The following is a 13,594-nucleotide window of genomic DNA, read 5'->3' as shown; positions in this document are numbered from 1 at the left end:
CTAGAGGCTGTTATGGACCTATGACGGCTGGATTCCAGATGAAGGGGCATGACCTCTTCACGCAAAGCCTACCCGTCCGACGTCTCCGATGACGAATGGGCGCTGGTCGCCCCCTATCTGACGCTGCTGCGCGAGGATGCGGGACAGCGCGAGCACAGCTTGCGCGAGGTGTTCAACGGGCTGCGCTACGTGGTGAAGACGGGCGCGCCGTGGCGCTGGATGCCCAACGACCTGCCGCCCTGGGAAGCCGTCTACCAGCAGGCGCAGCGCTGGCTGGCGGCCGGCTGCTTCGAGCAACTCGCCGACGATCTGCGGGCATTGCTGCGTCTGGCCTCCGGACGTTCGCCCGAGCCGAGCGCGGCCATCCTCGACAGCCGGACCCTGCGCTCGACACCCGAGAGCGGCGAGCGGGCCGGCTACGACGGTGCCAAGCGCAAGAAGGGTTCGAAGGTCCACTTGGCCGTCGACACCCTCGGCCACCTCCTGGCCCTGCACGTCACCCCCGCCGATGCCGACGACCGCGCCCAGGTCGGGCGTCTGGCGCAAGCCGTGCAGGCTGCCACCGGCGACAGCGTCGATCTCGCCTATGTCGATCAGGGCTATACCGGTGAGAAGCCGGCCAAGGCTGCCCGCACGCACGGCATCGAACTGGAGGTCGTCAAACTGCCGGAAGCCAAGCGCGGCTTCGTCCTGCTGCCGCGCCGCTGGGTGGTGGAGCGCTCCTTCGCCTGGGCGACCCGCTTCCGTCGTCTCGTCAAAGATTACGAGCGCTATCCCAGCACGCTCGCAGATCTCCACATCGTCGCCTTCGTCTGCCTCATGCTCAAACAGGCCGCTCAACTCGCGGCCGGTTCATAACAGCCTCTAGNCGAGCGCTATCCCAGCACGCTCGCAGATCTCCACATCGTCGCCTTCGTCTGCCTCATGCTCAAACAGGCCGCTCAACTCGCGGCCGGTTCATAACAGCCTCTAGAATGACCTCCGAGCCGAACAACTCCTGGATCTGAGCTCGCCCGGTCAAGGTCGCTCCCGTCACCACGGCGTGCTCCGGCCGCCATGCTGGTCCGAGGAAATGGCGCACGGTGCCCAACAGATATCCGAGGGCGAGGATTTCGTTCGCTTGACGCCCGCTCTCGATCCGTTCGGCGACGGCATACTCGTAGAAGGCATTCGCTCCTTGCCGACGCAGCCCCGTCGAGGTCGCGGTCTGGAGGAGAAGCGGTGTGACGACCTCCACCCGCGCCAGAGCCGCCCCAAGCGTTTCGGCGGCACGAACCTGAACTCCGATGGGCCCGAGCCCCGCGATGCCGGTGCTTAAGGAGAGCCGTGCCGGCAGGGCGGGATCACCGATCTCACGAATGGCCGCATCGATCAGCTTGAGTTGGTCACGCAGCAGGATCAGGCGGTCGGGCGTGTCGAGGAGCGTAAGCGGGATCCCGGCTTTACCGAACACCCGCGCCAACGAACCGCCGGCCGCCGACACGGCCGCCGCGATCGGTCCCATCGTCCGTGCCCTGGTCAGGCCGTACCCCGGCATAAGCGCCTCCCGCGGTGAGGGTCGATGCGTTGGCACCAAATGGCAAGAGGGACTGGTGGAACTGGCGTAGTTCGGGAGATGCCAACGAGCACAGTCGTCCCAAGTGAACGTCGGTCATGAACGACGCCTATACGTGGGAACAACCAGGACGCAACGGGAGGGCACCATGGCAACACTTGCAAGGGAAACACTTGCATTCGACGACCGCCACGTCACATGGCGGACGATCGATGGCTTCGAACACGCGGCCTATCACATCCTGAGCGTCGACGAGAAAGCCCGGATCGTCGATCTGCTTTTCCAGTTCAAGGCGAACGAGCGGATCGCACTGCATCGACATGGCGCGGCCTATCGCACGCTCGTCCTCCAGGGCGAGTTGCGGATCTACCGTCCCGACGGGACGCTTCAGGAGGTCCGTCCAGTCGGTAGCTATGTGGCGGGACAGGCCGGGGGTGAGCCCCATACCGAGGGCGGCGGCGACCAGGACGTGATCGTCTATTTCACGAATCGCGAGATTGACGGCCCGGTCTACGAAATTCTCGACGCGAACCTGAGCGTCCAAGCGACTTTTGGAATCCCCGAGTTCAAGGCGCTCCTCGCAGCGCAAACCGACGCAGGCGCGTGATGGCCGAGGCTCTCGAAGCTTGCAGAAACAGTCGGAGCGCGACGATGCCAAAGAGAGTTACTCTAGGCTCGTGCGGCAACAGCCTCATGAAGATCGGCGGGTTCGGACTTCTGATCGCGGCCGTCGTCTGTTCACCTGCCCACGCGGCAGGGGCGGTACCGTCAACGCTCGTCGTCCTGCCGATCAAGCTTCTCGACACCTCGAACGAGCCGACCGATCAAGCCTCACAGCATGCCAAGCGGCTGGTGGACTTCGCCGACCACCTTGCGGGCGACCTGACCCGCTCCGGCCTGTACCGGGCGTCGGTCATCACTGCGGACCGCTTCCGACAGGATTGCCGATCCGAAGAAACCGCCTGTCTTTTGAAGGTCGCTCAGGCACACGGAGCTGAAACGATCTTCGTCGGTGTCGTCCACAAGAGCAGCACGCTGATCATGCAGCTCTGGGCCCGTATCGTCGATGCGCGCACCGGCCGGGATATCTACTCGCGGGACCTTAACTTCCGCGGCGATACGGATGAGGCCTGGCGACGGGCCGAGACGTTCCTCATGTCCCAAATCCGAGACATGCCGGCCGAAGCCCGCAGAGAATGCAAGAATGGTCAGTCGTCGGCTGGGCAGACTCCGTGCGCCGCCTTCCCATAGGGGAAGACGGCGCACGCATCGCAAGTGTGAAGACCGGTCGGGACCGTCCGCGCAGGGAAGCGGCCCCCTCCGCTCTACTCCGCCGCGTCCACGTAGAGCTTGCCGCCCTCGGCCTGGAACTCGGCGGATTTCGCCGCCATGCCGGCCTCGCGCTCGGCCTGGCTCATGGGGGTGGCCTCGCCGAGCACCTGGCCCGCCGCCTCCATGGCGAGGACCTCGGCGCGGAGATCCTGCGTGATCTTCATCGAGCAGAATTTCGGGCCGCACATGGAGCAGAAGTGCGCCACCTTGTGGGCGTCCTTCGGCATGGTCTCGTCGTGGTAGGCGCGCGCCGTGTCGGGATCGAGGGAGAGGTTGAACTGGTCCTCCCAGCGGAAGTCGAACCGGGCGCGGGAGAGGGCGTCGTCCCGCAGTTGCGCCGCCGGATGGCCCTTGGCGAGGTCGGCGGCGTGGGCGGCGATCTTGTAGGTGATCACGCCTTCCTTCACGTCGTCGCGGTTGGGCAGGCCGAGATGCTCCTTCGGCGTGACGTAGCAGAGCATGGCGCAGCCGAACCAGCCGATCATGGCCGCCCCGATGCCCGACGTGATGTGGTCGTAGCCGGGCGCGATGTCGGTGGTCAGGGGCCCGAGGGTGTAGAACGGCGCCTCGCCGCACTCCTCCAGCTGCTTTTCCATGTTCACCTTGATCTTGTGCATCGGCACGTGGCCGGGGCCCTCGATCATGGTCTGGCAGCCCTTGTCCCAGGCGATTTTCGTCAACTCGCCGAGGGTCTCGAGTTCGGCGAACTGGGCCGCATCGTTTGCGTCGGCGATGGAGCCGGGGCGCAGGCCGTCGCCCAGCGAGAACGACACGTCGTAGGCCCGCATGATGTCGCAGATCTCGTCGAAGCGCTCGTAGAGGAACGATTCGCGGTGCCCGGCGAGGCACCAGCGCGCCATGATGGAGCCGCCGCGCGAGACGATGCCGGTGACGCGCCGCGCGGTGAGCGGCACGTGGGCGAGGCGCACTCCGGCATGGATGGTGAAGTAGTCGATGCCCTGCTCGGCCTGCTCGATGAGTGTGTCCTTGAACACCTCCCAGTCGAGTTTCAGCGGATCGCCGCCGACCTTCTCCAGGGCCTGGTAGATCGGCACCGTGCCGATCGGGACCGGCGAGTTGCGCACGATCCACGAGCGGATGTTGTGGATGTTGCGGCCCGTCGAGAGGTCCATCACCGTGTCGGCGCCCCAGCGGGTCGCCCAGACCAGCTTCTCGACCTCTTCCGCCGCCGAGGAGGTCACGGCCGAGTTGCCGATGTTGGCGTTGATCTTGACGAGGAAGTTGCGGCCGATGGCCATCGGCTCCACCTCGGGGTGGTTGATGTTGGCCGGGATGATGGCCCGGCCGCGCGCGATCTCTTCGCGGACGAATTCGGGGGTGATGAAGGCCGGTAGCGCCGCGCCGAAGCTGTTGCCGTCGCTGAGCGCGGCCTGCGCGCCCTCCAGCATCGTCTCGCGGGCGAGGTTCTCACGGTGGGCGACGTAGATCATCTCTTCCGTGATGATCCCGGCCTTCGCGAACTCGTACTGCGTCACCATCTGGCCGGGGCCGGCCTTGCGGATGAGGCGCTGCGCCGGACACGGGGCCACGAGCTTGTCCTCGGGCACGAAGCCGTTGTCCTCGGGCTTGACCGCGCGCGGCGTCACCGTGGCGTAGCCGCGCTTGGCGATCCACGGATCGCGGATCAGCGGCAAGCCGGCGTTGAGGTCGATGTTGGCGTCCGTCTGCGTGTAAGGGCCCGACGGATCGTAGACCCGCACGGGGGCCTCCTTCGGGTCGCTCAGGGTCACCTCGCGGAACGGCACCCGGATGTCGTCATGCCCGGCCACCGCCGCGTAGACCTTGTGCGACCCCATGATCGGGCCAGTGGTCACCGCCTGGGGCGAGCCTTTGGGAAGACCTTGCGGAAGATCGTGGGGGAGATCCTGGGGCAAAACGGGCTTGTTCATCGGGCGTGCTCCTGGCGTGGGAGGCGACCCGGATTCGTCAGGAACAGCATTGGGTGGGGGACACCACGCAATGGCGCGGCGAAAGCATTCCCGTCCCTCCGCCGGTACGAACCGGATCAGGTTCAAGGGTCAGGGCGTCGCGCCCAATCTCAGCTCCCGGTCTCGGAGCCCCCCTCGGAATCGTTCCAGGTTCGACGCCTGCGCCCGATTTGTCAATCGTCGCAGCCGTACACGGGCGTTTTCGCCGAAAGTCCCGCCACGGTCGGTCCGCCGAGTCCTGCGACTCGGCGGCGTCGTCAAAGTCGGTTCGGCGCGGCTGTCGCGCCCATGGTCTTCAGCACTTGCTTCGGCAGAAGTCGCCGGCCTGCTGCGCCGCGATCAGGCATACCTGCTTCCCGGTCGGGTTCGGGATGGCGTTGCACGCCGCTTCGGCCAGGCCCTGGGCGGCATTGCAGGCCAGCGTACAGAAGATCGGATCGAGCTGCTGCGCATCGGCGGTCTGCATCTTGTCTCCGACGATATTATGATCCTGCTTGAAGATCTGAGTGATGATCGTACGAATCTTGTCCCGCTCTTCGCCCGTCAGGCCGTTCCAGTCGGAATCATTGACTTTGATGTCCATGGGCTTGTCCTTGTGATCCCGGTCTCTGCGGCCGGTCCACCCAAGAAATATATAACTTAAGGTTTATCAACCCATCTATTATAAACCCAAGGTAGCATTTTCGTGAGCGGAGTTCCATTGGGATCCCAGGGTCAGCCCAGATCCCGTCCGGGATCGAGCCGTCGACGGATGGAACGAACGCCGAGGTCACGGTTCGAACCTTGCGTGGCCGGTTGCGTTGATCCTCCAAACGCGCCTCCGTTCCGGACCGGCGCTGCAACGCGGATCATCACCATGAATCGCATTCTTCTCGCATCGGCCGCCATGGTCGGGGCTCTCATTCTCATTCCCGCCCAGGCCGACGCGCGCGGCGGGGGCGGATTTCGCGGCGGCGGTGGCCATATGGGCGGCTTCGGCGGGGGCGGCCGTGGCTTCGGCGGCGGCGGCTTCGCGGGCGGTGGTGGGTTCCGCGGCGGCATGATGGGCGGTGGGCGCGGCGGCTTCGGCGGCCAGGGCCTAGCCGGGCGCGGGTTCGGCGGCGGTCAGGGCTTCGCGGGGCGCGGCTTCGGCGGCGGCCGTGGTCTCGGCGCGACGGCGGCCGGGTTCGGCGGCGGCGCGGCGCTTGGCGGGTATCGTGGCGGCGTCGGCGGGTTCAACCGGGGCGGCTACCGCGGCGGGTTCGCCGATTACCGGAGCGGGCGCGGCTACGGCTACCGCCGCGGCTACGGCGGCCTCGGCCTCGGCGTCGGCCTGGGGCTCGCCGGTGCGGGAATCGGTTACGGCCTCGGCAGCGGCTTCTATGGCGACGATTACTACGGCGGCGGCTACGCCCCGGCCTATTACGGCGGTGGCTACGGTGCCTATGACGGCGGCTATGCGCCGGCCGGCTACGCCGTCGAGACAGAAGTCGCCCCTCAGCGGGACGACGCCTACTGCGTCCGTCGCTTCCGGTCCTACGACCGCCAGTCGGGCACCTATCTCGGCAATGACGGCCAGCGTCACGCCTGCCCGTAGGTGACGCACGATCGAACGAAGAAGGCCCCGGCGCTCACCGCGCCGGGGCTTTCTTCGTTTCAGAAGCCCGCGTTTCAGAAGCCCGCGTTTCAGAAGCCCGCGTTTCAGAAGCCCGCGTTTCAGAAGCCCGCGTTTCAGGAACCCGCGTTTCAGGAACCCGCGTTTCAGGAGCCCTGGAGACTTTCCGCGAAATCGTCCGGCACCTCGCCGAACTGGGCCAGGATGGCGGCGCTCTCGAGTTCGCCGGTCTCGTCGTCGGCCACCACCCGAATGGCGGCGGTGCCGGGGAAGCGCCCCGCCATGGCCTCCGCCTTCTTGAGGGCGCCGCTCTCCGTGGGCGCCACCTCGCGGTCGCCCGGCACGAGGCGCTTGCGCTTGATCACGAAGGTCTGGACCAGGAACGTCGTCTTGAGGGCCATCACGGTCTCCACCGGGCGGGATCGCCTCCGGACAGGGACGCCGCCTTAGCACGAAACCCGCGCGCGCGCGGCACGCGGACGGTGGTGGGCCCGCCTCACCACAGGCGGATCAGACGGTATCCCGCCACCACGTCGGCGGGGTCGACGCCCATCAGGGTGGTGAGCCGCAGGCTCGTCCGGAACAGAAGCCGGCTGAAGGCGCCGGAGAACAGGAACAGCACCGTCAGCACGAGGCCGGCATGGCGGGCACCCGCATCGCCCACGGCCTGCCATGCGGCGGGCAGCCACGGTCGCGCGGCGGCGTAGCCGTCGAGGCCCGGGATCGGCACGAGGTTGAGGACGAGGGCCATTCCCTGGAACAGGGCCGAGACGGCGAGCACCGCCCGCAGGGTGTCCGAGTCCGGGCTCGCCAGATGATAGAGCAGCACGAAGCCGAGCAGCGCCGCGCCCGTCATGGCCGGTCCCGCGAGGGCGACGGCGCTCGGCCACAGGCGGCCGCGCAGAGCCGACAGGTCGATGCGGACCGCCCCGCCGGGAAAGCCGATGCCGCCGAGGATCGTGAACAGGACCGGCAGCACCAGGGTGGTGACGGGATCGGCGTAGCGGCGCGGATCGAGGGTGAGGGTGCCGGCCTGTTCGACGCTCGCATCGCCGCCCCTCCAGGCCGCGTAGGCATGGCCGAACTCGTGCAGGCACAGGCTCAAGATCCAGCCCGACAGCACGAAGGCGAACCCGGCGCCCGATCCGGCGATCCAGCCGACGCCGATGGCGAAGCCGAGCCCGCTGACCAGGAGCACGATGAGGAGGAAATTGGCGCTGGCGCCGGGGCCGGTCCGGCCGAGGCTGTCCCGCGACGTGGTCTGCTGCATTCCGTTCCCCACGCCGCCCGCGATCCCTGACCCATCCGCCCCGCCATCGCGCGACGCAACATCGCTGGTGACACCGGGATGTCCAGTCCCCACCTTGCAGGGAGTTTCTTCCTCTGCCGCACCACCCGGCACGCCGGACCCCCATGCGACTTCTTCTGCTCAGCGTCCTCCTCGGCGGCCTCGGCCTCTGCGCCGCCATCCTGGGGGTGCTGGCGGTGTTCCAGCGCCACCTCATCTATCCGGGCGCGTTCTTCCCTCGGCCGGCGGAGGCCGAGGCGCGCCTCGCGCCCCCGGGCACCACGGCCCTCATCCTGACGACCCCGGACGGGGAGCGCCTCATCGGGTTATGGCGTCCGCCCGCCCCCGGCTGCGGCGTGGTGCTGAGCTTCCACGGCAACGCCTCGGCCCCCGAGCCCCTGGCACAGCGCTTCGGCGAGGGGCCGTGGGCGGGCTGGGGCGTGCTCGCCATCGCGTATCGGGGGTATCCGGGCTCGACCGGGCATCCGAGCGAGGACGGCCTCGTCATGGATGGTCTCGCCGCCCACGCCGCCGTGGCGGACCGGGCGCCGGGGGCGCCGATCCTGCTTCACGGCCACTCCCTCGGGGCCGCCGTGGCGGTGGCGGTGGGGGCCCGCGCGCCGCATCTCGGCCTCTACCTCGAAGCGCCGTTCGATTCGCTCCATCACCTCGTCGGCCTGCGCTATCCCTTCGTGCCGCGCCTGTTCCTGTGGGACACCTACCGCTCGGACCTGCGCATCGCGGACACCACCGGCCCGGTCTTCGTGGTGCACGGCCTGCAGGACGGGGTGATCCCGGTGAAGCTCGCCCGGCGCCTCGCGACCCTCGCGGGCCCGCGCGGGCATCTCGAAGCGATCCCCGGCAATCACGTCTCGATCCTGGGCGCGCGCGACGCGGCGGCGCGGGCCGTGTTTCAGCCGCTCATCCCCGGCGACGCGTGCCACGCGATGGCCGCCGCGACCCCTTGAGAGAACGCATATGGGACGACGCGAACGGCGCTGGCAGGCGGACGATCCCTCCACCCACGGGCCGCCCGTCCGCGCGCCGGTGATCTGCCCCCTGTGCGAGCGGCCGATCCCGCCCCGCGCCAAGTCGAGCCTGCATCACCTCACGCCGAAGCTGAAGGGCGGGGCCAAGGCCGGCACCGTGCGCCTGCACCAGATCTGCCATTCGGCGATCCACGCCCGCTACAGCGAGGCCGAGATCGCCCGGCGCCTCGCCGATACGGACGCGCTGCGCCAGGACCCCGAGATGGCCCGCTTCCTCGCCTGGGTGCGGACGAAGCCCGATGATTTCCACGCGGCCACTCGCCTGACCCGCACCCGCAAGTCCGCCCGGCGCGAACCGTCCTGACCGGGGTTCGGGGATTCCCTTAACCCGGCCTTCGCCACGATCCGAGGCGCCCCGGCGCGTCGTCGCCGCCGGTATCCGGGCCTTTACGAATGCGGCGGGAGGATCGCGCCCGACTGGCTGGGAGCGCGCGGGGCTATGGAGCAGGGGGCAGGTGCCGGGCGGCTCGCCTGGGTCGATGTCGCCAAGGGGCTGTGCATCGTCCTCGTGGTGATGATGCATTCCACCCTGGGCACCGGGGAGGCCATGACGCCGCCGGATCTGGCCGCGGCGGGACTCGTGAGCGAGGGCTTCGTCCACCACGTGGTGGCCTTCGCGAAACCGTTCCGCATCCCGGATTTCTTCCTGCTGTCGGGCCTGTTCCTCGGGCGGGTGATCGACCGGGACTGGCGCCTGTTCGCCGACCGCCGGGTGGTGCACTTCGCCTACTTCTACCTCCTGTGGGTGGTGATCCAGTCCCTCGCCAAGTACGGCGCCATCACCGAGGGGGCGGGTCCGGGCGCCTTCGCGCAGCACCTCGCCCTGGCCCTCGTGGAGCCGTACTCGACCCTGTGGTTCATCTACCTGCTGGCGGTGTTCTCCGTGGTGACGAAGCTGCTGCGGCGGGTGCCGTGGCCCCTGCTCCTCGGGGCCGCCGCCGCCCTGCAGGTCGTGCCTGTGCACACGGAGAGTTACCTCCTGGAGGAGTTCTGTTCGCGCTACGTCTGGTTCGTCGTCGGCTACTTGTTCGCCGAGCGGATCTTCGGGTTCGCCGCCCGGGTGCGGGCCCATCCGCGCGCAGCCCTCGCCGGTCTCGGGCTCTGGGCCTTGGTCGAGGGCGTGCTGGTCTTCACGCCCTCGGGCGGCACCGCTCACCCGACCCTCGCGAGCCTGCCCGGCCTGAGCCTCGTCCTGGGCGGCGTCGGGGCGCTCGCCATCGTGGCCGGCGCGTCGCTCCTGACCCTGGCCGGCGGTCCGGTGACGGCGGCCCTGCGCGCCTGCGGCAGCCGCTCCATCGCCATCTATCTCGGGTTCTTCCTGCCCATGGCGCTCACCCGCACCCTCATCGTCAAGACCGGGGCGATCACCGATGTGGGCTGGGCCAGCCTCGTCGTTACCCTCGTCGCCGTGCTGGTGCCCCTCGGCCTCGAGCGCCTGGTCCGGCACACCCGGCTGTCGTTCCTCTTCCGCCGCCCGGCCGCCTTCCACATCGTGGCCGAGCGCGCACCGGTCAGGTCGGGGCTGGCGCCTCAGGCGGCGGCCTGACGGGGCATCGCGATCAGGTCGAGGAAGTTGCCGATCTCGCGGCGACGGTCGGCGTCCTGCAGGATCTGCGCGTCGAGGCGGTGGCGGGCGAGGATGTCCGGATGCCCGGCGCGGTCGGCGTGGAGGCGGGTGAGGTCGTCGGCGAAGGCCGCCACCGCCGCCTCGTCGGCGCATTGGCCGTCCGCGATCATCTCCGCTGCGCTCATCCGCAGCATGATGCCGAGGACGTCGAGGTCGGTCTCGGGGTGGTACTGCGTGCCCCAGAACACGCCCGGCCCGTGCGCGATGGCGATGGCCTGGATCGAACAGGCGTTGCTGGCGAGCAGGGTGGCGTGGGCGGGCAGCCGCAGCACCGCGTCGCCGTGCACCGCCGGGGCGTCGAAGCGGTCGGGCCGGCCGGCGAGCAGGGGGTGGGCGCGCCCGGCCGGGGTCGGCGCGAGGTCGCGGGCGAAGCCGTACTCGCCGCCCTTCGGGTTGGGTCCGGCCTCGCCCCCCGTCGCCACGGCGGCGACCTGCATGCCCCAGCACGAGCCGAAGACCGGAAGGCCGGCGGCCAGAGCCGCCCGCATGAGGTCGATCTGGCGGGTCACCGCCGGGGAGCCGTCGGCGAGCTTGAGGGTCGAGCCCGTCATCACGAGACCGGAATAGGCGGAGAGTTCCGTGCCCTCGGGCAGGGCCGCATCGGCATCGGCCGGGCTGACGAGCGTACAGGTGCAGGCCGCCCCGCCGCGCGCCCGGGCGATTTCGCCGAGGATCGCCGCGTAGGATTCGGCCGAGGTCGACCCGGTGGCGTCGGTGTGCCGGGCACGGCCGTCGCGGTCGTTGCCGTCGGCGACGAGGAGGTTGAGCATCGCGGGGTCCTGGCCGGAAGGACACGGAAAACGGCGCGCGGGCCGGGCCGTTCCGGTTCGGGGACCGGGCGCGTCGCCGCACGCCCGAGCGGACCCGGGGGGCAACCGTCGCCATTCCGGCAGCGCTAAGGAACCCTTAAACCCGCCGTATTTACCGTGCGGAACCGGGGCACGCCCACGGGTGGGATTGTTCGGGACTGAAGCGGGGCGCATGGCGAAGGGACGCGGACGCGACGGGCGGGGTGAGCCGAACTTCGACGTGCCCGAGGGGCGCGCGTCGGACCCGGCCAGCCTCGACCTGCGCCTGTCGCGGGCCGATCGCGCAGGGGGCGGCGTGGCACGACGGGCAACCGAGACCAAGGGACGGCGCGCCGAGGCACCGGAGCGCGCCGCGGCGCCCGCGAAGGCGCGCCCGCGAAAAGCCCGGCGGCGCTCGCTGCTCGGCCGCTTCGTCTATGCGGGCGTGGTGCTCGGCCTGTGGGCCTGCATCGGCATCGCCGGGCTCGTGGCCTACCACGCTTCGCAGCTGCCCCCCATCGACCAGCTGGCGGTGCCCAAGCGCCCGCCCAACATCGCGATCCTGGCGAGCGACGGCTCGCTGCTCGCCAACCGGGGCGAGACCGGCGGCCGGGTGGTGGGCATCAAGGAATTGCCGCCGTACCTGCCGCGCGCGTTCGTCGCCATCGAGGACCGGCGCTTCTACGCGCATTTCGGCGTCGATCCCGTGGGCATCGCCCGGGCGATGGCCCAGAACATCACCCGCCGGGGCGTGTCGCAGGGCGGCTCGACCCTGACGCAGCAGCTCGCCAAGAACCTGTTCCTGACCCCCGAGCGCTCGGCCTCGCGAAAGATCCAGGAGGCGATCCTGGCCCTGTGGCTGGAGCACAAATACACCAAGGACGAGATCCTCGAACTCTATCTGAACCGGGTCTATTTCGGCGCCGGCGCCTACGGCGTAGAGGCGGCGGCGCAGCGCTACTTCGGCAAGCCCGCCAAGGCCGTGACGCTGGCGGAGGCCGCGATGCTCGGCGGCCTCGTCCAGGCGCCGTCGCGACTGGCGCCGAACCGCAACCTGCCCGCCGCCCAGGCCCGTGCCGCCCAGGTGCTCGCCGCCATGGAGGATCTCGGGTTCGCCAAGCCCGCGGACGTGAAGGTGGCGCTGGCGCAACCGGCCCGGCCGGCGGGCGCGCGGGGCGGCGGTTCGGCCAATTACGTCGCCGACCTCGTCATGGACGTGCTCGACGACTTCCTGCCGAAGTTCGAATCCGACATCGTGATCGCCACCACCGTCGACACCACCCTGCAGGCGGCGGGCGAGAAGGCCCTGGTTGACGAGCTCAACCTCAAGGGCGCGAAGTTCAACGTCGGCCAGGGCGCCCTGGTCTCCCTGCGGCCGGATGGGGCGATCCGCGCCCTGGTGGGCGGGCGGGACTACGCCCAGAGCCAGTTCAACCGCGCCACCACGGCCAAGCGCCAGCCGGGCTCGGCCTTCAAGCCGTTCGTCTACCTCGCGGCTTTGGAGCACGGCCTGACCCCCGACACCGTGCGGGAGGACGCGCCGGTCAACATCAAGGGCTGGAACCCCGAGAACTATTCGCGGGACTATCGCGGGCCCGTGACCCTGCGGGACGCCCTGGCGCTCTCCCTCAACACCGTCGCCGTGCGCCTCGGCCAGGAGGTCGGCCCGAGGACCGTGGTGCAGACGGCCCAGCGCCTCGGCATCGCGTCGCCGCTCCAGGCCAACGGCTCCATCGCGCTCGGCACCTCGGAGGTGACGCCGCTGGAACTCGTGGGCGCCTACGCGACCTTCGCCAACGGCGGCACGGGCGTGATCCCGTACGTCATCGCCAGCGTGAAGGCGGCCGACGGCAAGGTTCTCTACAAGCGGAAAGACGGCGGCCTCGGCCGGGTGATCGAGCCGAACGCCGTCTCGATGATGAACGCCATGATGCACGAGACCTTCGTGACCGGCACGGCGAAGAAAGCCGAGGTGCCGGGCTGGGATCTCGCCGGCAAGACCGGCACCAGCCAGGACTTTCGCGATGCCTGGTTCGTCGGGTACTCCGCCACCCTGGTGACGGGGGTCTGGCTCGGCAACGACGACGGCGAGTCGACCAAGAAGGTCTCGGGCGGCAACCTGCCGGGCGAGGTCTGGAAGGCCTACATGACCACGGCGCTCAAGGGGCAGACGCCGGTGATGCTGCCCGGTGCCAAGAGCTGGCGCAACCGCGCCCCCGCCGAGGCCCCGGCCACCACGGGCGCCACCGGGGGACCGGGCGGCGTCCTCGGTGCCCTGCTGGGCGAGCCCCAACCCGCCCCGCGCGTCGCCGCCGCCGCCCCGCGTCGCGCCGGCCCGAGCCAGGACGACCGGAACTTCCTCGAGAAGCTGTTCGGGGTCGGGGAGTAGCGGGGGCGTCCGGCACCCTGTCG

The 13,594-nt window shown here is 69.5% G+C and carries 14 protein-coding genes, 1 pseudogene and 1 riboswitch; of the genes and pseudogenes, 9 read left to right on the top strand and 6 right to left on the bottom strand.

Annotation, left to right across the window (positions count from 1 at the left end; genetic code table 11):
• Positions 1-48: 48 nt before the first annotated feature.
• Entirely contained in the window at positions 49-858 is an 810-nt protein-coding gene (locus ASF25_RS10760) for an IS5 family transposase (protein ID WP_056304565.1), read from the top strand.
• Between the two features lie 11 nt (positions 859-869).
• A pseudogene (locus tag ASF25_RS23580) lies at positions 870-963 on the top strand (IS5/IS1182 family transposase); the annotation flags it as partial.
• On the opposite strand, the gene ASF25_RS10755 reads toward ASF25_RS23580, so the two are convergent.
• Complete coding sequence (locus tag ASF25_RS10755) at positions 929-1,504, bottom strand: AraC family transcriptional regulator ligand-binding domain-containing protein (RefSeq protein ID WP_244472977.1); 576 nt, start codon at positions 1,502-1,504, stop codon at positions 929-931. The pseudogene ASF25_RS23580 and the gene ASF25_RS10755 overlap by 35 nt on opposite strands.
• 199 nt (positions 1,505-1,703) lie before the next feature.
• Here ASF25_RS10755 and ASF25_RS10750 point away from each other — a divergent pair, with 199 nt between their 5' ends.
• Positions 1,704-2,162, top strand: a complete 459-nt coding sequence (locus tag ASF25_RS10750; protein ID WP_056304564.1) for a hypothetical protein — start codon at positions 1,704-1,706, stop codon at positions 2,160-2,162.
• 86 nt (positions 2,163-2,248) lie between these two features.
• Entirely contained in the window at positions 2,249-2,806 is a 558-nt protein-coding gene (locus ASF25_RS10745; protein ID WP_056304563.1) for a DUF2380 domain-containing protein, read from the top strand.
• A 74-nt stretch (positions 2,807-2,880) separates the two neighbouring features.
• Here the strand turns inward: ASF25_RS10745 and thiC are convergent, their stop codons facing one another.
• The gene (thiC, locus tag ASF25_RS10740; protein WP_056304562.1) at positions 2,881-4,797 is read right to left on the bottom strand and encodes a phosphomethylpyrimidine synthase ThiC; all 1,917 of its coding nucleotides are present in this window, start codon (positions 4,795-4,797) and stop codon (positions 2,881-2,883) included.
• Positions 4,798-4,873: 76 nt separating this feature from the next.
• Positions 4,874-4,982: riboswitch (TPP riboswitch) on the bottom strand.
• Between the two features lie 149 nt (positions 4,983-5,131).
• Complete coding sequence (locus ASF25_RS10735) at positions 5,132-5,419, bottom strand: hypothetical protein (RefSeq protein WP_056304561.1); 288 nt, start codon at positions 5,417-5,419, stop codon at positions 5,132-5,134.
• A 273-nt stretch (positions 5,420-5,692) separates the two neighbouring features.
• Here ASF25_RS10735 and ASF25_RS10730 point away from each other — a divergent pair, with 273 nt between their 5' ends.
• A complete protein-coding gene (locus tag ASF25_RS10730; protein WP_056304560.1) occupies positions 5,693-6,412 on the top strand; it encodes a BA14K family protein in 720 nt (239 codons plus the stop codon).
• Positions 6,413-6,576: 164 nt separating this feature from the next.
• Here ASF25_RS10730 and ASF25_RS10725 read toward each other — a convergent pair whose 3' ends face one another.
• Positions 6,577-6,831 (bottom strand): hypothetical protein, encoded by a 255-nt coding sequence (locus tag ASF25_RS10725; RefSeq protein WP_056260944.1) that lies wholly within the window; start codon positions 6,829-6,831, stop codon positions 6,577-6,579.
• Positions 6,832-6,926: 95 nt separating this feature from the next.
• Positions 6,927-7,700, bottom strand: a complete 774-nt coding sequence (locus ASF25_RS10720; protein ID WP_056304559.1) for a site-2 protease family protein — start codon at positions 7,698-7,700, stop codon at positions 6,927-6,929.
• 143 nt (positions 7,701-7,843) lie between these two features.
• On the opposite strand from ASF25_RS10720, the gene ASF25_RS10715 reads away from it, so the two are divergent.
• The 3 genes from ASF25_RS10715 to ASF25_RS10705 all read left to right on the top strand — a co-directional run bounded on the left by ASF25_RS10715 (position 7,844) and on the right by ASF25_RS10705 (position 10,313).
• Positions 7,844-8,686 (top strand): alpha/beta hydrolase, encoded by an 843-nt coding sequence (locus tag ASF25_RS10715; protein ID WP_056304558.1) that lies wholly within the window; start codon positions 7,844-7,846, stop codon positions 8,684-8,686.
• Positions 8,687-8,696: 10 nt separating this feature from the next.
• Positions 8,697-9,071 (top strand): hypothetical protein, encoded by a 375-nt coding sequence (locus tag ASF25_RS10710; RefSeq protein ID WP_056170534.1) that lies wholly within the window; start codon positions 8,697-8,699, stop codon positions 9,069-9,071.
• Positions 9,072-9,206: 135 nt separating this feature from the next.
• Positions 9,207-10,313 (top strand): acyltransferase family protein, encoded by a 1,107-nt coding sequence (locus tag ASF25_RS10705; RefSeq protein ID WP_056170531.1) that lies wholly within the window; start codon positions 9,207-9,209, stop codon positions 10,311-10,313.
• On the opposite strand, the gene ASF25_RS10700 is transcribed toward ASF25_RS10705, so the two are convergent.
• Positions 10,298-11,164, bottom strand: coding sequence for a type 1 glutamine amidotransferase (locus ASF25_RS10700; RefSeq protein ID WP_056170528.1), 867 nt, complete (start codon positions 11,162-11,164; stop codon positions 10,298-10,300). The two genes, ASF25_RS10705 and ASF25_RS10700, sit on opposite strands and share 16 nt — an antisense overlap.
• 211 nt (positions 11,165-11,375) lie before the next feature.
• On the opposite strand from ASF25_RS10700, the gene ASF25_RS10695 reads away from it, so the two are divergent.
• Positions 11,376-13,571 (top strand): transglycosylase domain-containing protein, encoded by a 2,196-nt coding sequence (locus tag ASF25_RS10695; protein WP_056170525.1) that lies wholly within the window; start codon positions 11,376-11,378, stop codon positions 13,569-13,571.
• The last annotated feature ends 23 nt before the right edge of the window (positions 13,572-13,594 follow it).

This window comes from Methylobacterium sp. Leaf100 (assembly GCF_001422845.1).
Classification (GTDB): Bacteria; Pseudomonadota; Alphaproteobacteria; order Rhizobiales; family Beijerinckiaceae; genus Methylobacterium.
This window is presented reverse-complemented; position numbering and strand designations above follow the sequence as displayed.